This is a genomic window from Paraburkholderia sp. CNPSo 3272, from assembly GCF_024206495.1.
Taxonomy (GTDB): domain Bacteria; phylum Pseudomonadota; class Gammaproteobacteria; order Burkholderiales; family Burkholderiaceae; genus Paraburkholderia.
Window position 1 is genome coordinate 317,810 of record NZ_JAMBPQ010000001.1, and the last position, 19,998, is coordinate 337,807.

General features: G+C 65.8%; 15 protein-coding genes and 1 pseudogene. 6 read left to right on the forward strand and 10 right to left on the reverse strand.

All coding sequences use genetic code 11. From position 1 onward, the window contains the following. The first annotated feature begins 35 nt into the window (after positions 1-35). The 4 genes from M3I53_RS01595 to M3I53_RS01610 all read left to right on the forward strand — a co-directional run bounded on the left by M3I53_RS01595 (position 36) and on the right by M3I53_RS01610 (position 5,258). Positions 36-539, forward strand: a complete 504-nt coding sequence (locus M3I53_RS01595) for a MarR family winged helix-turn-helix transcriptional regulator (RefSeq protein ID WP_254314227.1) — start codon at positions 36-38, stop codon at positions 537-539. 89 nt (positions 540-628) lie between these two features. Further along, positions 629-2,230 carry an efflux transporter outer membrane subunit gene (locus M3I53_RS01600; protein ID WP_254314228.1) on the forward strand — a complete coding sequence of 534 codons (1,602 nt, stop codon included), beginning with the start codon at positions 629-631 and terminating at the stop codon, positions 2,228-2,230. Between the two features lie 77 nt (positions 2,231-2,307). Next, the gene (locus M3I53_RS01605; protein WP_254314229.1) at positions 2,308-3,588 is read left to right on the forward strand and encodes an EmrA/EmrK family multidrug efflux transporter periplasmic adaptor subunit; all 1,281 of its coding nucleotides are present in this window, start codon (positions 2,308-2,310) and stop codon (positions 3,586-3,588) included. A gap of 104 nt (positions 3,589-3,692) precedes the next feature. Beyond that, the gene (locus M3I53_RS01610; protein ID WP_254314230.1) at positions 3,693-5,258 is read left to right on the forward strand and encodes a DHA2 family efflux MFS transporter permease subunit; all 1,566 of its coding nucleotides are present in this window, start codon (positions 3,693-3,695) and stop codon (positions 5,256-5,258) included. A gap of 105 nt (positions 5,259-5,363) precedes the next feature. Here M3I53_RS01610 and truB read toward each other — a convergent pair whose 3' ends face one another. The 9 genes from truB to M3I53_RS01655 form a co-directional block, all read right to left on the reverse strand. Further along, entirely contained in the window at positions 5,364-6,347 is a 984-nt protein-coding gene (gene truB, locus M3I53_RS01615) for a tRNA pseudouridine(55) synthase TruB (RefSeq protein ID WP_254314231.1), read from the reverse strand. Between the two features lie 8 nt (positions 6,348-6,355). Beyond that, a complete protein-coding gene (gene rbfA, locus M3I53_RS01620; protein WP_042272510.1) occupies positions 6,356-6,721 on the reverse strand; it encodes a 30S ribosome-binding factor RbfA in 366 nt (121 codons plus the stop codon). A 184-nt stretch (positions 6,722-6,905) separates the two neighbouring features. Then, positions 6,906-9,863 carry a translation initiation factor IF-2 gene (gene infB, locus M3I53_RS01625; RefSeq protein WP_254314232.1) on the reverse strand — a complete coding sequence of 986 codons (2,958 nt, stop codon included), beginning with the start codon at positions 9,861-9,863 and terminating at the stop codon, positions 6,906-6,908. Between the two features lie 155 nt (positions 9,864-10,018). Continuing rightward, complete coding sequence (gene nusA, locus M3I53_RS01630) at positions 10,019-11,494, reverse strand: transcription termination factor NusA (RefSeq protein ID WP_069267875.1); 1,476 nt, start codon at positions 11,492-11,494, stop codon at positions 10,019-10,021. Further along, complete coding sequence (rimP, locus tag M3I53_RS01635) at positions 11,491-11,949, reverse strand: ribosome maturation factor RimP (RefSeq protein WP_254314233.1); 459 nt, start codon at positions 11,947-11,949, stop codon at positions 11,491-11,493. Before rimP ends, nusA begins: the two co-directional genes overlap by 4 nt. Before the next feature lie 495 nt (positions 11,950-12,444). Then, positions 12,445-14,238, reverse strand: a complete 1,794-nt coding sequence (rluB, locus tag M3I53_RS01640; RefSeq protein WP_254314234.1) for a 23S rRNA pseudouridine(2605) synthase RluB — start codon at positions 14,236-14,238, stop codon at positions 12,445-12,447. 62 nt (positions 14,239-14,300) lie between these two features. Next, a complete protein-coding gene (gene scpB, locus M3I53_RS01645) occupies positions 14,301-15,320 on the reverse strand; it encodes an SMC-Scp complex subunit ScpB (protein ID WP_254314235.1) in 1,020 nt (339 codons plus the stop codon). Positions 15,321-15,657: 337 nt separating this feature from the next. Then, positions 15,658-16,857 (reverse strand): pyridoxal phosphate-dependent aminotransferase, encoded by a 1,200-nt coding sequence (locus M3I53_RS01650; protein ID WP_254314236.1) that lies wholly within the window; start codon positions 16,855-16,857, stop codon positions 15,658-15,660. A gap of 97 nt (positions 16,858-16,954) precedes the next feature. After that, positions 16,955-17,857, reverse strand: a complete 903-nt coding sequence (locus M3I53_RS01655) for a LysR family transcriptional regulator (RefSeq protein WP_254314237.1) — start codon at positions 17,855-17,857, stop codon at positions 16,955-16,957. Positions 17,858-18,281: 424 nt separating this feature from the next. Between M3I53_RS01655 and M3I53_RS01660 the strand changes: the two are divergent. Together M3I53_RS01660 and M3I53_RS01665 are read left to right on the forward strand one after the other, a co-directional pair. Further along, positions 18,282-18,677: pseudogene (locus M3I53_RS01660) on the forward strand (transposase); the annotation flags it as partial. Positions 18,678-18,974: 297 nt separating this feature from the next. Continuing rightward, positions 18,975-19,262, forward strand: coding sequence for a hypothetical protein (locus M3I53_RS01665; protein ID WP_254314238.1), 288 nt, complete (start codon positions 18,975-18,977; stop codon positions 19,260-19,262). A 239-nt stretch (positions 19,263-19,501) separates the two neighbouring features. Here M3I53_RS01665 and M3I53_RS01670 read toward each other — a convergent pair whose 3' ends face one another. Continuing rightward, positions 19,502-19,816 (reverse strand): hypothetical protein, encoded by a 315-nt coding sequence (locus tag M3I53_RS01670; RefSeq protein ID WP_254314239.1) that lies wholly within the window; start codon positions 19,814-19,816, stop codon positions 19,502-19,504. Between the last annotated feature and the right edge of the window lie 182 nt (positions 19,817-19,998).

Sequence of the window (19,998 nt, forward strand, 5' to 3'; positions counted from 1 at the left end):
CCTGCCTGGTCAACCATTGCACTCGCAGCAGAATCATGACGGATCCGACACCCACGCCGCCGACCGAAGTCCGCGACTACGACCTCGGCGAAAGCGTCGGCTACCTGATTTCGCGGGTGAAATCGACCATGTCGAACATGGTCACCCAGCGCGCCGTTGCCGAACTGGGCGTGACGAGCCAGCAGGCCAGCATCCTCTTCATGGTGGCGACCGGAAAATGCACGCTCGCGGCCGAACTCGCCCGGGAGTACGGCATCGACGCGAGCGCCGTCACACGCCTCGTCGACCGACTGGAGAAGCGCGGCCTGCTCAAGCGCGTGCGCAGTTCCGAAGACCGCCGCGCGGTACGCCTCGCGCTCACACCCGAGGGCCTTGCCATCGCCGCGCGCATGCCAGCGATTTTCCGCAGCGTGACGGAGCATTTGTCGGCCGGATTCACGCCGGAGGAAGTCGGCTTCCTGAAGAGCATGTTGCGGCGGATTCTGTCGAATAGCTGCGAAGCTAGCCAGAACTCGAACCCGAACGCGCCGGAGAATTGATGACGGGGCAAGCAAATTTGAAATCGCCGACCAAGAAAATAGCTGCATCGTCCAGTATCACCACACACTCTCACGCATCGAGACGAGCAATGAAATCCCAAACCGAGTTTGCGCCAGTTCCGGCCGTGCGGGCATTGTCCTGCCGGGCGGCGGTCGCCGCCGCGGTCGCGGCGCTCGCCCTTTCGGGTTGCGCGAATTACATCGGCATCAAGAGCGACAAGGCCATCGATCAGCCGCAGCAGTTCGAAAGCTCGCAGAGCATTCCGGCGCAAGGCGGCCAGTGGCCCACGCTCGACTGGGCGAACCAGTTCGGCGACCCGCAGCTGCCCAAGCTGATCGATGAGGCACTCGAAGGCAGCCCGAGCATCGCTCAGGCGCAGGCGCGCCTTGCCAAGGCGTCGTCGTATATCGAGACCTCGCGCTCGGCGCTCTTCCCGAAGGCCAACCTGAGCTATTCGTGGACTCGCGAGCTGTACTCGGCCAACGCCCTGTTCCCGCCCCCGTACGGCGGCACCTGGTACAGCGAGAACAACGTCCTCGCGAGCGCCTCGTGGGATCTTGACCTCTGGGGCAAGAACCGTCAGCGCCTCGCACAAGCCGTGTCCTCGCAGCGGGCCGCTGAGGCCGACATGCAGCAGGCGCGCATCACGCTCGCCTCTTCGGTTGCCCGCACGTACAACCAGCTCGCCCAGCTCTACGAACTGCGCGACATCGCGGTGCACGAGATCGACAACCGCAGGACCATTGGCACGATCACGAACGGCCGCGTGGTGGCGGGCCTCGACACCAACGTCGAGAAGCAGACCGCGAACGGCAACATTGCGACGAGCCAGGCGAACCTCTCGCAGATCGACGGCCAGATCGAATCGGTGCGCTATCAGCTCGGCGCGCTGCTCGGCAAGGGCCCCGACCGCGGCCTGCAAATCGCGCAACCGGTGCTCAACCCGGTCGCCAACGTCGCTCTGCCCGACAATCTGCCCGCCGACCTGCTCGCGCGCCGTCCCGACATCGTCGCCGCGCGCTGGCAGGTGGAAGCCGCGATGCACGACGTGAAGGAAGCCAAGGCCGAGTTCTATCCCGACGTGAACCTCGCGGCCGGCTTCGGCTTCGACGCGTTCGGCTGGGGCAAATTCCTGAACTTCACGAGCCGCCAGGCGAACATCGGCCCGGCCGTGCATTTGCCGCTCTTCGACGCGGGCGCGTTGCGCGCGCAACTGAAGGGCCGCTACGCCGACTTCGAGCTCGATGTGGCGAACTACAACCAGACGCTCATCGGCGCGTTCCAGGACGTGGCGACAAACGTGTCGACGATCCACTCGGCCGACCGGCAGCTGGTGGACGCCGAGCGCGCGCTCGACGCGTCGACCAAGGCCTGGCAGCTCGCGGTGATCCGCTACAAGGCGGGGCTCTCCGAGCAGCTTCAGGTGCTCACCGCCGACCAGAACCGCCTCGCCGCGGAGCAGACGGTGTCGAACCTGAAGGCGCAGCGCCGCGACCAGCAGATGGCGCTCATCAAGTCGCTTGGCGGCGGCTTCGAAGCGCAAGGCGCGGGGCTCACGCCGCCCGCCGAAGTCGGCAGCGAAGCGCGCGGCCAGAGCGACGTGAACGGCGCACCGTGGCGCGGTACGCGCTCGCCGCAGAACGCGGCGGCAGCGGCGAACACCGCAAACGCCGCGCCCATGTCGAACTGAGCGTCGACCTGAGCGCCGAGCAGCACACGAACATCAAAAACTGAACGAACAGCACGCAAGCATCCGGAGATCCTTCCATGAGCACCCCCCAGCAGCCGGCAGCCAATCCGCAGCCGAACGCGAACAGCGGCAAGCGCAAGCGCATGATGACGCTGCTTGTCCTCGTGATCGTGATTGCAGCCGTTGCCTACGGCCTGTACTACTTCCTCGTCGCGCGCTTTACCGAAAGCACGGACGACGCCTACGTGAACGGCAACGTGGTGCAGATCACGCCGCAGGTCACCGGCACGGTGATCGCTCTGAAGGCAGACGACACGCAGACCGTGAACGTCGGCGACCCGCTCGTGCTGCTCGACCCGGCCGACGCGCGCGTCACGCTCGAGCAAACCGAAGCGCAACTCGCGCAGACGGTGCGCCAGGTGCGCGGCCTCTTCGCCGACGACAGCCAGTACGAAGCACAAGTCGCCCAGCGTCAGTCCGACCTCTCGCGTGCGCAGGACGACCTGCGCCGCCGCATGCAGGTCGCGCAGACGGGCGCCGTCTCGCAGGAAGAGATCTCGCACGCCCGCGACGCCGTGCGCAGCGCCGAAGCCGCGCTCGAAGCCGCGCAGCAGCAGCTCGCCGCGAACCGCGCGCTGACCGCGAACACGACCATCGCCAATCACCCGAACGTGGAGGCCGCCGCCGCCAAGGTGCGCGACGCCTATCTGGCGAATGCGCGCAACACGCTGCCCGCGCCGGTTACCGGCTACGTGGCCAAGCGCTCGGTGCAGGTGGGCCAGCGCGTCTCGCCGGGCAATCCGCTCATGTCGGTGGTGCCGCTGAACTCGCTGTGGGTCGACGCCAACTTCAAGGAAGTGCAGCTCAAGCACATGCGCATCGGCCAGCCGGTCGAAATGACAGCCGACGTGTATGGCTCGTCGGTCGTCTATCACGGCAAGGTGGTGGGCTTCTCGGCGGGCACGGGCTCGGCCTTCTCGCTGCTGCCTGCGCAGAACGCGACGGGCAACTGGATCAAGGTGGTGCAGCGCCTGCCGGTGCGTATCTCGCTCGATCCGGAAGACCTGCAGAAGCACCCGCTGCGTATCGGCCTCTCGATGCAGGTGGACGTGAGCATCCGCAACGATTCGGGCACGCAGCTCGGCAATGCGCAGAACACCGTCTACGAGACCGATGTGTTCGCCAAGTACGGCGCGGAAGCCGACGCGGAAATCGCGCGCATCATCGCCGAAAACGCCGGTCCGAGTGCGCACAAGGCGGCTAGCGCCAGCAACAACGCCAGCGGCGCAACCGGCAACGCGGCCGCGAAGGCGCAGGTGTCGTCCGCTCACGCGGCGAAGCCGGGCGCAAAAGGCTGATTGAAGCCCTGATAAAAGCACTCGCAAACGCCGGCGCGGGCTGATCCTCAGCCCGCGCCGCTTTGTTTCGCGCGGCCTCCAGCAGGTCAACAAGAAAGGACGCAATGGCAGCAGCACAACAACCCGTCGCGCATCCGCCGCTACAGGGCGCGCAACTCGTGATCGGCACCATCGCGGTGTCGCTCGCGGTGTTCATGAACGTGCTCGACACCTCGATCGCGAACGTGTCGATCCCGTCGATCTCGGGCGACCTCGGCGTGTCGTCGGACCAGGGCACCTGGGTCATCACCTCGTTTGCGGTGGCGAATGCGATCTCCGTGCCGCTCACCGGCTGGCTCACGCAGCGTTTCGGCCAGGTGCGCCTGTTCATGGCGTCGATCATCCTGTTCGTGATCTCGTCCTGGATGTGCGGCCTCGCGCCCACGCTGCCCTTCCTGCTCGCCTCGCGCGTGCTGCAGGGCGCCGTGGCCGGCCCGATGATCCCGCTTTCGCAAACGCTGCTGCTCGCGAGCTATCCGCGGGCGAAAGCGCCCATGGCGCTCTCGATGTGGTCGATGACCACCCTGATCGCGCCGGTGGCCGGGCCGATTCTCGGCGGCTGGATATCCGACAACATCTCGTGGCCCTGGATCTTCTACGTGAACATTCCGGTGGGCATCGTCGCGGCGCTCGCCACGTGGGCGATCTTCCGCAATCGCGATTCGGAGGTGAGGAAGGCGCCGATCGACGGTGTGGGCCTCGCGCTCCTCATCATCTGGGTAGGCTCGCTGCAGGTGATGCTCGACAAGGGCAAGGACCTCGACTGGTTCTCATCCACCACGGTCGTCGTGCTCGCGCTCACCGCCGTGATCGCATTCGCGTTCTTCGTGGTGTGGGAGCTGACCGCCGCTCATCCGGTTGTGGACCTGTCGCTCTTCGCGCGGCGCAATTTCACAGGCGGCACGATCGCGCTATCGGTGGGCTACGGGCTGTATTTCGGCAATCTCGTGCTGCTGCCGCTGTGGCTGCAAACCACGCTCGGCTACACCGCAACGGACGCTGGCCTCGTGATGGCGCCCGTGGGCTTCTTCGCCATCCTGCTGTCGCCGATCACGGGCAAGATCTTGCCGCGCACCGACCCGCGTTATATCGCGACGACAGCCTTCATCGTGTTCGCGCTGTGCTTCTGGATGCGCTCGCAATACACGACGGGCGTGGACACGTGGGCGCTTACACTGCCTACGCTCATCCAGGGCATCGGCATGGCGGGTCTGTTCATTCCACTCGTGTCCATCACGCTGTCGGGTCTGCCGGGCCATCGCATTCCCGCGGCCTCGGGCCTGTCGAACTTCGTGCGGATCATGTGCGGCGGTATCGGCACCTCGATCTTCGAAACGGCGTGGGATCACAGGACGACGTTCCACCACGCGCGCCTGAACGAAGTGGCTACGCCCACAAACCCCGTCTTCAACCAGTCGATGCAGCAGTTCCAGGGCGCGGGTCTCGATCCTTCCCAAGCGCACGGGCTCTTCGACCGGATGCTCTCGCAGCAGGCCGCGCAACTCGGCGTGAACGACCTGTTCTGGATTTCCTCGATGATCTTCATCGTGCTGATCGCCCTCATCTGGATCACGCGCCCCGAGCGTGCGGGCGGTGCGGACGCGGGTGCAGCGGCTTCGGCAGCGCATTGACGTCGATGCGCTAGTGCTTGCGGCTGTCCATAGCAAAACGGCACGTCCGGTAATTCACCGACGTGCCGTTTTTGTTGGTGCGCGCCAGGCGCGACGCAAGCGTACTCAGGCTGCGCCGCTGACCACCAGCCGCTCCGGCGCAAGCACGCCGTTCGCGGCCTTCGCGACGCCGAGCAGGCGTCCGTCTTCTGCATACACTCGCACGCGTTCAGCCGCTTCGCAAACCACACGATCGAGCACCAGCTCGTTGAGCGGCAAGCGTTGGCCATGCGTGAAGCGGCGCGCCGCTTCGGCATTGAGCTTAACGGCCGGGAACGTGGAGAGCAGCGCATCGACGGGGCGCAGCCACGTGTCGCGCTCGGGCTCGTCGGCGGCCGTGAGCGCGTCGACCGTCACCGCATGTTCGAGCGTGAGCGCGCCCACGCCCGTACGCCGCAGCATCACGAGATGCGCGCCGCAGCCGAGCGCCTCGCCCATATCTTCAGCCAGCGTGCGCACGTACGTGCCCTTGCTGCACGTCACGCGAAATGTCACTTCGGGAACCTCGGGAAGCGCGCAGGCGATCATCTCCAGCGCGAGGATCGTAACCTCGCGCCCTTCGCGCTCGACCGTCTGGCCCGCACGCGCATACTCATAGAGCGGTTTGCCGTCGCGCTTGAGCGCGGAATACATCGGCGGTACCTGCACGATGTCGCCGAGAAAGCGCGTCATCGCCTCACGCACGGCGGCTTCGTCGCAGGAGACCTCGCGCGTTTCGATCGGCTCGCCTTCGGCGTCGCCGGTAGCCGTGCGAATGCCGAGGCGCATGGTCGCCTCATAGGTCTTGTCGGCTTCGAGCAGATCCTGCGAAAACTTGGTCGCCTCGCCAAAGCACAGCGGCAGCAGACCCGACGCGAGCGGGTCGAGCGTGCCAGTGTGGCCGGCCTTCTTCACGCGGTACAGACGCTTCGCACGAATCAACGCGTCGTTGCTCGAAAGCCCAACGGGCTTGTCGAGCAGCAGCACGCCGTCGAGCAGGCGGCGCGGGACCTTCGGTCGAGGCGCGTCAGATCGCTGCCCGCCATGATTCTGTTTCGATGATGCAGTCATTGCCCGCGTCAGTCGTCTTTCGCGCGCGTCGCGTTCGCCTCGTCGATCAGGCGCGACATCTCGACACCCTTCTCGACCGACTGGTCATAGTGGAAATGCAGCGTCGGCACCGTGTGAATGTGCAGGCGCTTGAAGAGCTGGTTGTGCAGATGGCCGGCGGCGTGATTGAGCGCTTCCTGCGTGGTCTTCGGGTCGCCCGTGAGAGTCGTGAAGTAGACCTTGGCGTGCGCGTAGTCGGGCGTGAGTTCCACGCTCTGGATCGTCACGAGCCCGATTCGCGGGTCCTTCACTTCGCGCATCAGCTCAGACAGATCGCGCTGGATCTGATCCGCGATCTGCACGTTGCGATTCGGGGAAGTACGTTTTTTCGGCATGATGGTTCCACCTCTTTATCTGCGAGGCATTCAGGCGGCGTTGCGTCCATCGAGGCGCATACGGCCGCGCAAAAAACAAAACGGGCGGGGCTGGCCAGCGCCTGCCCCGCCCGTTATCGGCAAACCCGCGGCAAACCCGCGGCCAGGCGGGCGACCCGAAGGTCTGCCCGCGGGCGCCGCTGTGTTACAGCGTACGCGCGACTTCGGTGATCTCGAACACTTCGAACTGATCGCCTTCGACGATGTCGTTGAAGTTCTTGATCGACATACCGCATTCGAAGCCTTGCTTGACTTCCTTGACGTCGTCCTTGAAACGCTTGAGCGAGTCGAGTTCGCCGGTGTGGATGACGACGTTGTTGCGGATCACGCGCACCGACGACGAACGCTTGACGAAGCCGTCCGTGACCATACAACCCGCAATCAGGCCGACCTTCGGCACGCGAATTACCTGGCGCACCTCGGCCATGCCCGTGACCGTCTCGCGCTTCTCCGGCGCCAGCATGCCCGACATCGCCGCCTTCACCTCATCCACTGCGTCATAGATGATGTTGTAGTAGCGGATGTCGATGCCATTCGCCTCGGCAACCTTACGCGCCTGCGCATCTGCACGCGTATTGAAGCCGATGATGACCGCCTTCGAAGCCGTTGCCAGGTTGACGTCCGACTCGCTGATCGCACCGACCGCGCTGTGCACGATCTGCACGCGCACTTCGCTGGTCGACAGTTTGAGCAGCGATTGCACCAGCGCTTCCTGCGAACCCTGCACGTCCGCCTTGACGATGAGCGGCAGGTTCTGCACTTCGCCTTCGCCCATCTGCTCGAGCATGTTTTCGAGCTTCGCGGCCTGCTGCTTCGCCAGCTTGACGTCGCGGAACTTGCCTTGACGGAACATGGCGATTTCACGCGCCTTGCGATCGTCCGGCAGCACGATGACTTCTTCGCCCGCGCCCGGCACTTCCGAAAGACCCTGGATCTCGACCGGAATCGACGGGCCCGCTTCCTTCGTCGGCTTGCCGGTTTCGTCGAGCATCGCGCGCACGCGGCCGTAGGCGCTGCCAGCGAGCACGACGTCGCCACGGTTCAGCGTGCCGGACTGGACGAGGATCGTTGCAACCGGACCCTTGCCCTTGTCGAGCTTCGCTTCGATCACGAGACCCTTGGCCGGCGCTGTGACCGGTGCAGTCAGTTCCAGCACTTCGGCCTGCAGCAGCACGTTTTCGAGCAGATCGTCGATGCCCGCGCCGGTTTTCGCCGACACCGGCACGAACGGCGAGTCGCCGCCGTACTCTTCCGGCACGACGCCTTCTGCGACGAGCTCCTGCTTCACGCGCTCGAGATTCGCGTCCGGCTTGTCGATCTTGTTGATCGCCACGACGAGCGGCACACCCGCAGCCTTGGCGTGCGCGATCGCTTCCTTGGTTTGCGGCATCACGCCGTCGTCGGCTGCGACCACCAGAATGACGATGTCGGTTGCCTTCGCACCGCGAGCACGCATGGCCGTGAAGGCCTCGTGACCCGGCGTGTCGAGGAACGTAATGACGCCACGCGGCGTTTCGACGTGGTAAGCGCCGATGTGCTGCGTAATGCCGCCCGCTTCGCCCGCGGCAACCTTGGCGCGGCGGATGTAGTCGAGCAGCGACGTCTTGCCGTGGTCGACGTGACCCATGACCGTGACGACCGGCGGACGCGGCAGCTGCTCGGCGTCCGTAGCCGTGCCCTGACCTTCGACCAGCAGCGCTTCCGGATCGTCGAGCTTCGCGGCAACCGCACGGTGGCCGAGTTCCTCGACGATGATCATCGCCGTTTCCTGGTCGAGCATCTGGTTGATGGTAACCATCTGGCCCATCTTCATCATCGCCTTGATGACTTCCGACGCCTTCACGGACATCTTGTGCGCGAGGTCGGCCACCGTGATGGTTTCCGGCACGTGCACTTCACGCACGATCGGCTCGGTCGGCGCCTGGAACGTCGAAGCGTCCTGGTGACGGCCACGGCCCTTCGGGCCGCCGCGCCAGCCGCGGTCCACGCCGCCCGACGAGTCGCCGCGCGTCTTGATGCCACGGCGCTTGGCCGCGTCGTCCTGCCAGCCGCCCTTGCCTGCACCCGGCTTCTTGTTGCGGTCGCCCGCGCCGGCACCCGGCGCGCTAGTCGAAGGCGCGGCCGTCGTGGCCGGCTTCTTCGCCGCGGCGCCTGCGCCGGCCGGACGGGCCGGAGCACCTTCCGGACGGGCCGGTTTGTGCAGGGTGCCCTTGGCTTCGGCAGGCTTGGCCGGCGGCTCAACGGGCTTGGGCGGCTCGGGCGCCTTCACCTGCGCCTTGCGCGGCGTGTTCATCATTTCGCGGATCGCGCGCGCTTCGGCTTCGGCAGCCGCGCGGCGGCGGGCGATCTCGTCCTGCTCCTTCTGCGCCTTGTCGGCGGCTTCGCGTGCGGCGGCTTCGGCCTTCTGGGCCGCTTCGCGCTGCGCGGCGCGCTCGGCTGCGGCGCGCTGTTCTTCCTGCTGATCCTGCGCCTGCTTCACTTCTTTCGCTTCCGCTTCGGCATTGCGCTGCGCGGCCACGGCCTGAGCGGCCAGCTCGTGAGCGACGGCATCGGCCGCTGCCTTCTTCCTGGCAACTTCTTCTTCGGCACGGCGGCGCTCGGCCTCGGCGGCCTCTTCGCGCGCACGGCGCTCCGACTCCTCACGCGCGAGCAGTTCCTGGCGCTCCTTGAGCTCCTGGGCCTGACGCTCGAGCAGTTCTGCCTCGCGGCGCGCTTCTTCCTCACGGCGCTGCAGCTCCGCCTCTTCGGCGGCAGCGGCTGCGTCGGCTGCATGATTCGATGCCTCCGCCTCACCGGCGGACTCGTCGCGGCGGACGAACGTGCGCTTCTTGCGCACCTCGACCTGAATGGTGCGTGCCTTACCCGTCGAATCGGACTGCTTGATCTCCGACGTATGCCGTTTCGTCAGCGTGATCTTGCGCTTGTCTGCATCAGTCGAGCCGTGAGACTTGCGCAAGTGATCGAGCAGACGCGCCTTGTCGGTCTCCGACAAGGCATCGCTCTCGCTCGCTTTCGTGACGCCCGCCGCCTGCAGCTGCTCGAGCAGCACGCCGGCAGGCATTTTCAGTTCCGCGGCAAATTGGGCTACGTTGTTACTCGCCATTCATTCCTCTTAATGCAAGGACCGATTCCTTGCGGTTGACATCGGGTCATGCGGCCTTCGGTGCCTCGCGTTCTGCAAGGCTCCGCCGCGTTCAGTTCAGTGGGTCATGGTCGCTTCCTGCTCGTCGCGCCCTGATGCAGCTTCCCGTTGGCGGGTTACTGGAACCAGTGCTCACGTGCCTTCATGATCAACGCCTTGGCGGCGTCCTCTTCCATTCCCGTCATTTCGACCAGCTCGTCCACGGCCAGCTCGGCGAGCTCGTCGCGGGTGTGAACTTCATGCTGCGCCAGTTTCGCGAGCAGGTCCGGGTCGATACCGTCCAGACTCTTGAGGTCCAGCGCGGCGCTTTCCACCTTCTCCTCGTTCGCGATCGCCTGCGTGAGCAGCGCGTCGCGTGCGCGGTTGCGCAGCTCGTGCACGGTGTCCTCGTCGAACGCCTCGATTTCGAGCATTTCGTTGAGCGGCACGTAGGCGATCTCTTCGAGGCTCGTGAAGCCTTCGTCGATCAGGATGTCGGCGACTTCCTCATCGACGTCGAGACGCGCCATGAACAGGTCGCGCAGCACCGTGCGCTCCTGATTCTGCTTTTGCGCAGATTCGTCCGGCGTCATGATATTGATTTGCCAGCCGGTCAGTTCGCTGGCGAGACGCACGTTCTGGCCGCTACGGCCGATCGCGACCGCGAGTTCGCTCTCGTCGACCACGACGTCCATCGAGTGCTTTTCCTCGTCGACGACAATCGACTGCACGGCAGCCGGCGCGAGCGCGCCGATCACGAACTGGGCGGGATCTTCCGACCATAGCACGATGTCGACGTTTTCGCCACCGAGCTCGTTGCGCACGGCCTGCACGCGCGAACCGCGGATGCCGACGCAGGTGCCGATCGGATCGATGCGCTTGTCGTAAGCCACCACGCCGATCTTGGCGCGTACGCCCGGATCGCGCGCCGCCGCCTTGATCTCGAGAAGGCCCTGTTCGATTTCGGGCACTTCCATTTCGAACAGCTTCATCAGGAACTCGGGCGCCGTGCGCGAGAGTTCGATCTGCGGGCCGCGCGCGGTGCGGTCGACCTTGCCGATCCAGGCGCGCACGCGGTCGCCCACGCGCAGGTTTTCCTTCGGAATCAGCTGGTCGCGGCGCAGCAGCGCTTCCACACGGCCGGATTCGACGATGAAGTTGCCCTTGTCCATGCGCTTGACCGTACCGGTCATGATGCTTTCGCCACGCTCGAGGAAGTCGTTCAGGATCTGCTCGCGCTCGGCGTCGCGCACCTTTTGCAGGATGACCTGCTTGGCGGCCTGCGCCCCGATACGGCCGAACTCGACCGACGGCACCGGCTGCTCGACGAAACCGTCGATCTGCGCTTCCGGGTCCTGCTCGCGTGCTTCGAACAGCAGGATTTCCTGGTCCGGCTCCTGCAAGCCCGCCTCGTCCGGCACGACGCGCCAGCGGCGGAACGTTTCGTGTTCGCCGCTTTCGCGATCGATATGCACGCGGATATCCGCATCCTCGTCGAAGAGTTTCTTGGAGGCCGACGCAAGCGCCGCTTCAAGGGCGGCGAACACCACGTCCTTGTCGACATTCTTCTCGCGTGCCAGCGCATCCACCAGCATCAACACTTCGCGACTCATTGTTTGCGGCTCCTAAAGTCAACTTTGGGGACAAGGCGTGCTTTGTCGATGTCCGCGAGCGTGAAATCGAGCATCGCGGGACCCGCCTTCCCTTCGAATTCCAGACCGATGGAATCGCCTTCGGGAGCATGCACGATGCCCCGGTACGATTTCCGTCCGTCCAATGGCTTTTTCAACGTGATTACCGCTTCGCAGCCTGCGAAGCGTTCGAAGTCCGCCAGTTTTTTCAGCGGACGGTCGAGACCCGGCGACGAAACCTCGAGTCGCTCGTAGTCGATGTTCTCGACCGTCAGAACGTGCTGCAGCTGACGCGTGACCTTCTCGCAGTCCTCGATCGCGATCCCCGCGGGCTGATCGATGAAGATGGTCAGCATGCCGCGCCCGGTGCGCTCGAGGTCGACCAGCTCGTAACCGAGCCCGGTGACCGTGGTTTCAATCAGTTCCGTCAGTTGCACAATGCCCACTCCAGATGTTCTGCGCAGCGGGCCAGCAACTTCCTTCGCTCTAATTCTTGGTTCGCCAGGAATTCGCGGGCCGCGCGCCAGGTGAGCGCGCGCGCTTCTCACCTACCTGCCCCACGATGACGAACGACCTGGCTCGTTGGTGACTTTGGACGCCCCAAATTGACAATGCCGAACGTGAAACGTCGGCATTTTGGTAACCAATTTGGGGCGAACCAAAAAAAAATGGGCGAAACGCCCATCTTCTCACTTAGCCAGGTGGTCGCACCTGGGGCGCAAATTACAGCCGCACGCCCAGCGACTTTGTGATTCTAGCCTTTTTTGCACATTAACGCAAACCACCGGTCAAGCCCAAGGCGCCTTTTGCCGTTATTTATGGGCTCGCAAGGTGATTTTCCGGTGTTTTGCGCGCGAACCGCGCGCATTGCCGCCGTTGCATCGCCGCGACGCCCGCCGCATGCCGCAGCCGGGCGTCGCGCGCTTCGCGAGTCAGTGCCCGCGAGTGCGGTTGCGCGGCGTGCCACGCTGGCCGCCACGGCTGTTGCCGCCTGCGCGGTTGCCATTGGGGTTGGCGTTGCCGCCGTTGCCGGGACCGCTGCGGCGATTCCCGTCGGCATTATTGCCGCCCGCGCGCTTGCCCTGCGCGCCCGGTGCACGGTTGCCATCGACCTCGCGGCCGCCTGCACGGTTGCCGCCACGGCCGCCGAAACCGGAGCCCGCGCCGAAATTGCCGTGACCGGCTCCGGCGCCGCCGCCGAAGCCGCCCGCCGCACCGCGCCGTCCCTGGCCCTGACGCGGCTGCCCCATCGCACCGTGCGAACTCAGCACCGGCTCGCGGTTGATGAAGCCCATCGACGTCTGCATCGGATCGGGCTGGCGACGCTCCTGCTCCTTGCCGCCACGACCGCCCTTCTCTTCGCTCGGCGCCTTCAGACCAACCGCGGCCATCAGCGCGCGCACCTGGTTGTCTTCCAGCTCTTCCCAGCGGCCCCGCTTGAGGCCCTTGGGCAGCGCGATCGGGCCGTGGCGCGTGCGGATCAGCCGGCTCACCATCAGGCCCGCCGCCTCGAACATACGGCGCACTTCGCGGTTACGGCCTTCGGCCAGCGCGACGTGATACCAGTGGTTCGTCCCTTCGCCGCCGCCGTCGCGGATGCGCAGGAAGCTCGCGGGGCCGTCCTCGAGCTCGACGCCCTTGAGCAGCTTCTGGCGATTGCCCTCGGTGAGCTCGCCCACCACGCGCACGGCATATTCACGCTCCACGCTGTAGCGCGGATGCATGAATCGGTTGGCCAGATCGCCCGAGGTGGTCAGCATCAGCAGACCTTCGGTGTTGAAGTCGAGACGGCCGACGGCCAGCCACTTCGCCGTTTTCATCGGCGGCAGGCGGTCGAACACCGAGGGACGGCCTTCCGGGTCGGCGTGGCTCACGATTTCGCCGGTCGGCTTGTGATAGATCAGCACGCGCGGCGGCTTGTTCTGCAGCTTGCGCTTGATCGGCTTGCCATTGATGCGGACCTGGTCGGTCGGCAGGATGCGCTGGCCGATGTGCGCGGGCTCGCCGTTCACCGAGACGCGCCCGGCGACGATCAGCTCTTCCATGTCGCGACGCGAGCCCATGCCCGCATCCGCCAGCACCTTGTGCAGCTTCGGTGCGTCGTCGTCCGGGCTCAGCACGCGCTTGGGTTGCTGGGCACGGCCGCGCCGCAGCATCGGTGCGCGCACGCCCGAACCGGCGCCATTGTCGGCGTCGAACGCCGGGGACGTGACGTAGAGGAACAGGTCTTCCTGCGTGGACTCGCCCGCGGCCGCTGCCGGCTGGCCTTCGCCTCGGCCCTGGCCCTTCTGGCGTTTGCCAGCGCCTTGCTGGCGCTCGCCCTGCGGGCGTTCGCCCTGACGTTCGCCCTGGCGTTCGCCTTGACGCTCGCCCTGAGCCGCGGCGCCCGCGTTCTGGCGGCGGCCCGGCTTCTTCGCGCCTGCGTCCTTGCGCGGGGCGCGCCCCGCGGGAGCGCGCTCAGGCGCCGCTTCCGGTGCGGCATCAGGCGCTGCGGACGCGTCGGCGCCCTCCGCGCCTTCGGCGGTCTTGGCCTTCGCACCCGCGCGGCGGCGCGCGATCAGGCTGCGCGGCCCGCGGCGCAGGCCGCGGCGCGGACGCTCTTCGCCCTCGCCGCCCTGTGCTTCGCCTTCGACCTGCGAAGCACGCGTGTCATCGTCGCGCGCGGAGGACGCGCGGCGCGCGGATTCGGACGCGTCGGTCGAATCGGTGTCGTGGATATCAGTCAAAACAACCTCAAAATGTCAGGTTGCGCGCCCGCTTGCGGGGCACGTCAAAAATGCTTGTTGCTTCAGATGCCGCGTCGTGCGGCTTCGTCGTCCGTCGTTGAGACGGGGTCGTCCTGCGCCGCGTCGCGGCGGTCTTCGTGTTCTTCTTCGCCCGCCGCATCTGCTGCGTGCGCGGCATCCAGCGCGTGAGCGTCGGGGGCCGACCCGTGCTGCGCGCGGATCGTTTCGTCGTGTACCGCTTCATCCGCGGCATCGGCTGCGGACGCAATGTTTGCGCCTGCCGCCTCGTGCGCTTGTTCCGCGAGTTCCGCGAGTTCCGCTAGTTCCGCTAGTTCCGCTAGTTCCGCTAGTTCCGCTTCTTCCGTTGCGTGCGTCTCGGGCGCTGCGCTTTCGGGGTGTGCCGCTGTTTCATCGCCCGACGCTTCGCCCTGGTCTACCGGCGCCAGCGCATCTTCCGCGCCCGCGGCATCGGTGGCAACCTCGGGCTGGACTTCCGCGACGAGCTGCGCCGCGGCGCTATCGGGAAACTCGATCGCATGCTGGGCAAGCAGTTGCTCGCCGAACTGGCTCGACGGATCGTCGAGCGGCGGCAATTCGTCGAGCGACTTCAGGCCGAGATCGTCGAGAAACTCCCTTGTCGTTGCATATAGTGCCGGGCGGCCCGGCACATCACGATGACCGATGACTTCGATCCAGTTACGGTCCTCGAGCTGTTTGACGACCTGCGTGTTGACCGTGACCCCGCGAATTTCCTCGATGTCGCCGCGCGTGACCGGCTGCCGGTAGGCGATGATCGCGAGCGTTTCGAGGACCGCGCGCGAGTAGCGCGGCGGCTTTTCGGGGTGCAACCGGTCAAGGTACGTCCGCATGGCAGGCTTGCTCTGAAAGCGCCAGCCCGACGCGAGCCCCACCAGCTCGACGCCGCGCCCGGACCATTCGTGGCGCAGGTCTTCGAGCAGGTTGCGGACCGTGTCGGCCGAAATGTCGTCGGCAAACAGTTTGCGCAGTTCGCCGATCTTCAACGGCTCCTGCGTGCAGATCAATGCAGTCTCGAGGACGATTTTCGCCTCTTGGGTATTCATGCAGCCAGGTCAGACCCTAAGTAAGGTAAATCAGGTTCAAGGAACCGGATCAGACAGACGAAAGACGATATGGAACTAGGAGACGCGCTCGCCCGATTCTGATCGGTCATATTGATGGGAGCACGCACCGGGGGGCCGAAATTCAGGCAAAGAGCCAGACCCAGCCGGAGGGAGCCGCGAAGTTCCCGCAGGGAATCGCTTGACTGAGCGCCATATTACGCAAAAACGCTGGGTGCGTAAAGACGCCATTCCGCATGAGCGGCCTCATTTTAACGCGGGCCCCGCCATCGCTTTAGGCCCGCTCGCCACGCCGGTGCATGGCGCGGCGAGAGCGGCCTCAGTGCGCTCCCACCGTTTCCAGGTAGCGCGCGAGTCGCTCGACGCCCGCGTCGAGCCGCGCGGGGTCGCACGCATAGCACCAGCGCACGAAACCTTCCCCTTGCGGTCCGAACGCGCTACCCGGCGCGAGGCCGAGGCCCGCGTCGCGCACCAGCGCCTTGCACAGTTCGAGGCTGTTTTGCGCGCCCGCCAGCCGGAAAAACAGGTACATCGCGCCGTGCGGCACCTTCACATCGACGCCGGGCAGCTTCGCCAGCGCCGCGGCGAGATGGTCGCGCGAGGCGCGCAGATCGGCCACCAGCGCGCGTGTGAAGGGCTCGCCGTGCTCGACTGCCGCAATGCCCGCCTGCTGCACGAACGAGGGCGCGCACGAGGTGTTGTACTCGACCAGCTTGCCCAGATCGTCGGTCAAGCCGCGCGGCACGACCATCCAGCCGAGCCGCCAGCCGGTCATGAGCCAGGCCTTCGAAAACGAATTGACGCAGATCAGGCGCTCTTCACGCGACGCAACATCGAGGAACGACGGCGCGGTGCGCTCGCTCGCATCGCCGTAGTAAAGGCGCTCGTAGACCTCGTCGGCGACGATCCAGATGCCGAGGCGCCGGCAATGCTCGAGCACCACGCGCTGCTGGTCGCGCGTCATCACCCAGCCGGTCGGATTGTTCGGCGAGTTGATCATGAGCAGGCGCGTCTCGGGCGTGAGCGCCGTGAGCAGCCGGTCGAGATCGAGCGTCCAGCCGCGCTCGCCGTAACTGAGCGAGACCGTTTCGACTGTGGCGCCGAGGATCTTCGGGATTTCGACGAGGTTCGGCCACAACGGCGTCACCGCCACCACCCTGTCGCCCGCGCCGACGACGAGCTGCGCCGCCAGCATCAGCGCATTGACGCCGGCGCTCGTGACCGCCACGTTGTCCACCGACGTTGCGCCGTGCAGTTCGCTCACGTAGCGCGCGAGCGATTCGCGCAGCGGCGCGATGCCGAGATTGTGCGTATAGAACGTGTCGCCGCGCCCCAGCGCGTCCGCCGCCGCCTCGCGGATGAACGGCGGTGTCACGCGGTCGGACTCGCCGAACCAGAACGGCAGTACGTCGGGAACGCCGAACCCGGCGTTCGCCACTTCGCGGATCTGCGACGAGCGCAACGCACGCACCGCTTCGCGCGGCAGGGAGATGGAGGACGACGGTTCGAAATCGCTCATCGGGCTTCCGGGTGGCACAGAATGTGGGAAAACATGGAGTGTAGCGCGCGGCCCCCGCGCGACGAGGTCAGCGCCTGCAAGCCTGAGCGCAGCGGCTTCAGTGCCGCGCTTCGGGCTGGCCGGCAAGTTGACGGATCAGCGACCAGACCGCCTCGGCGGCCGGCGAAAGCGAGCGGTCGCGCCGCCGCACGAGCTCGACGGTGCGCTCCGCGCGCGGCACGAGCGGGCGCGCAAGCAGCGGCGCGCCCGCCGGCACGGGCAGCGCGAGCCAGGGCAACACGCTGATGCCCACGCCCGCCTCCACGAGTCCGAAAACGGTGGCCGGGTGGCCCAGCTCCTGCACCACGCGTGCGCGTACGCCCTGTTCGCTCATCACGGCGTCGATGAGCGGTCGGCTGCCCGAGGCGTAATCCAGCATCACCAGTCGCTCGCCGTCCAGCTCCTTCCACGGGACTTCCTGGCTCAGCGCGAGCGCATGATCGCCGCGCACGACCACGCAGAACGAGTCCGTGGTGAGGCATTCGGTTTCCAGGTCCTCAGCGGCAAAGGGTCCGATGATGACGCCGAAGTCCACTTCTCCCGAGCGGATCCTGCGCACGACGTCGCTCTGCACGTCGTCGCGCAAGCCAAGCGTGATGTAGGGAAACTGCCGCCCGCACGCTGCCACGACCTGGGGCATCAAACGGCACGCAACCGTCGGACTGGCCGCCACGACGACGCGGCCGCGCCGCTGCTCGCCGATCTCGCGAATCTCTCGCAAGGCGTCGTCGAGATCGTTGAGCAGGCGCGGAATGCTCGCGATCAGGTTCGCGCCCACATCGGTGAGCTGCACCTCGCGCGTGGTCCGGTCGACGAGCTTCACGCCTATCTCGGCTTCGAGTTCGCGTACACACCGGCTCACCGCCGACTGCGTGAGCCCGATCTCGTCCCCGGCCCGGCTGAAACTCTGCAGCCGGGCGACCTCGATGAACACCCGCAGTTGCCGCAGCGTCACGTTCATCCGCTCGCCTCATGAATTGTCCGTTTTCATGCATTTTATGCCAGACAACCATCGTTGCGGCTAGCGCAGCATTGCTACCCCTTGTTCGCCGCAGTGCAGCAACACAGCGCAAACGCACGTCGGACGGGCTTGGTTGCACAAGATTGGTGATTCTCCCGATTTTCTCGATAAGCGTTTTCGAGTCTTATACGCCCCTGGCAATCTCCCGCGCGGGCTTGACGCCACGCGGCTTCAAGACGAAATCGTACGTGCTGGCACGGTTTTCGCATTAAGGCACGCACAGGTTCGATGGACGTCCCGCGAGCACGCAGTCCGGGACGATCCAGTCGGGCCCGCCTGGTACTCCGGCATCCGGCCGGGAGTCCATGAAGAGTGCGCAGCGCGGGGCAGCGCACCGGAGATAGCTTCGCTGAGGTGAAACATGATGCTGTTCGACGATTTGAGAGACAACGAATGGGCGCTGGTCGAGGCGTTGTTCTGTGCTGAACCGGCACGGAGCGAACGGCGCGGACGGCCTCGCGTCGAAGCGCGTGCTGTGGTCAACGCGGTGCTCTGGGTGCTTTCGACGGGTGAAGGCTGGTCCAAGCTGCCGGGCCGCTACCCCTCGCCGCCGACTTGCCGCCGTCGTTTCGACGAGTGGCAGGCGGACGGCACGCTTGCAGAGATCGTCAAGCGACTGAGCACGAACGGGCGTGAAATTTCGCTGCGCGGCCGTATCGGCGCCACGGCGACCAAGCCGCCCGCGCCTCCGAGCCGCGATCGCCTGCGCGGCGCGTTCTGGACCAATCCGGAATCGTGGCGCGCGCCGGTCAAGATGGCCTGAGCCACGCTTGAATTGCTTTTCCCCCGGGCGCCTCATGCGCCCGGCGTGTTTTCCTCTCACCTCTTGCGCACCCTTGCGCATTTCGTGGCCGCTTCAGATCGGCTTTCGGGTCATGTGCCAGCAGTGCCCCCTCCCCAGCCGATGCAGGCTGCATCGACGTGGCTGCGCCCATAACCAGCGATCGGCACCGCGCGATACATCTCTTTACTAATATTTACAGCGCGCTTTCGTTCCCGACGTTAGCTTAGGAGCATGTCCACTAACGTCAAGAAACAGGATTGACGGGGAACCACCATGAAATCCATGAACCTGCCCATTCGGGGCATCATGGTTTCGCTGTCCGCCCTCGCCCTCTTCGCGCCGACCGCCTCGTTCGTGTCGTTCAGTGCCGCGGCCCAGCCGCCGCATGCCTCCGTACCGTCATGGTCGATCTCGCGCACCGGCGCGCGCGCTATGCCGCCCGTAGCGCCTGGCCCGACCGCGAGCAAACCGCCCGTGCCGCGCGGCGACTTGCGCGGCGACATTGCGGACAATGCCCGCCGCAGCGCGCCACAGAGGCAGGAACCAGCACAGCGCCGGTAAGCCGGCCAGCGAAACACCAGCGAGGGGACTGCCGGAACCGACGAAAGAGCAGCGATGACGACGGACGCAAGACCGTCCGGCAGGTCGCGGCTCAGCATATACCCTGCCCCGGGGAACCACCGCGCTTCATGTGCGGTCTACCTTTACGCCATCAAGCACAGCGTGGCAGCAGTAATTCCGGTAAGCCCGTATCTTTCGATGCGGGCTTTTTTTTGGCGGGACGAAGAGAACAGACTGTGCTACTGGCTGGCTTCGAGGCCGGATTGGAGCACGCGCTCCGCGACGTAGTCGGCCACGCGATGCGCGCTCCACTGCACCGTGCGCTCGTCGCGAGCGAGCCGGGCGAACTCAGCGCGACCGCGATCGGTCAGCACCGCGATATCGACCGGCGCATGGAAACCCGGCGCCGGCGCAACCGTGCGCTGCCGGACGATGTCCATCATGCCGAGATCGCGCAAATACTGGAATACTTCAGGACGACGCGCCCACGGGACCTGCCGATACTGCACCCGCCTCAGCGCTTCGAGTACTGCTTCGTTGGAATACGTGGTCATCTCACTTCTTTCTTAAAATGCAGTCCTGCGATCATTGAGCCTCGCGCGAGCCGGCTGCGGCGCAATGCAGACCTGAGAACGGCGCAGTCTGTGCCCTGCCGGGCTCACGCGCCCTATCCGTGCGATGTGCAGCGGCAGGGACTGCAGGTTATCCGGGCCCCCGTGAAGCGGCTTCGCCGCTT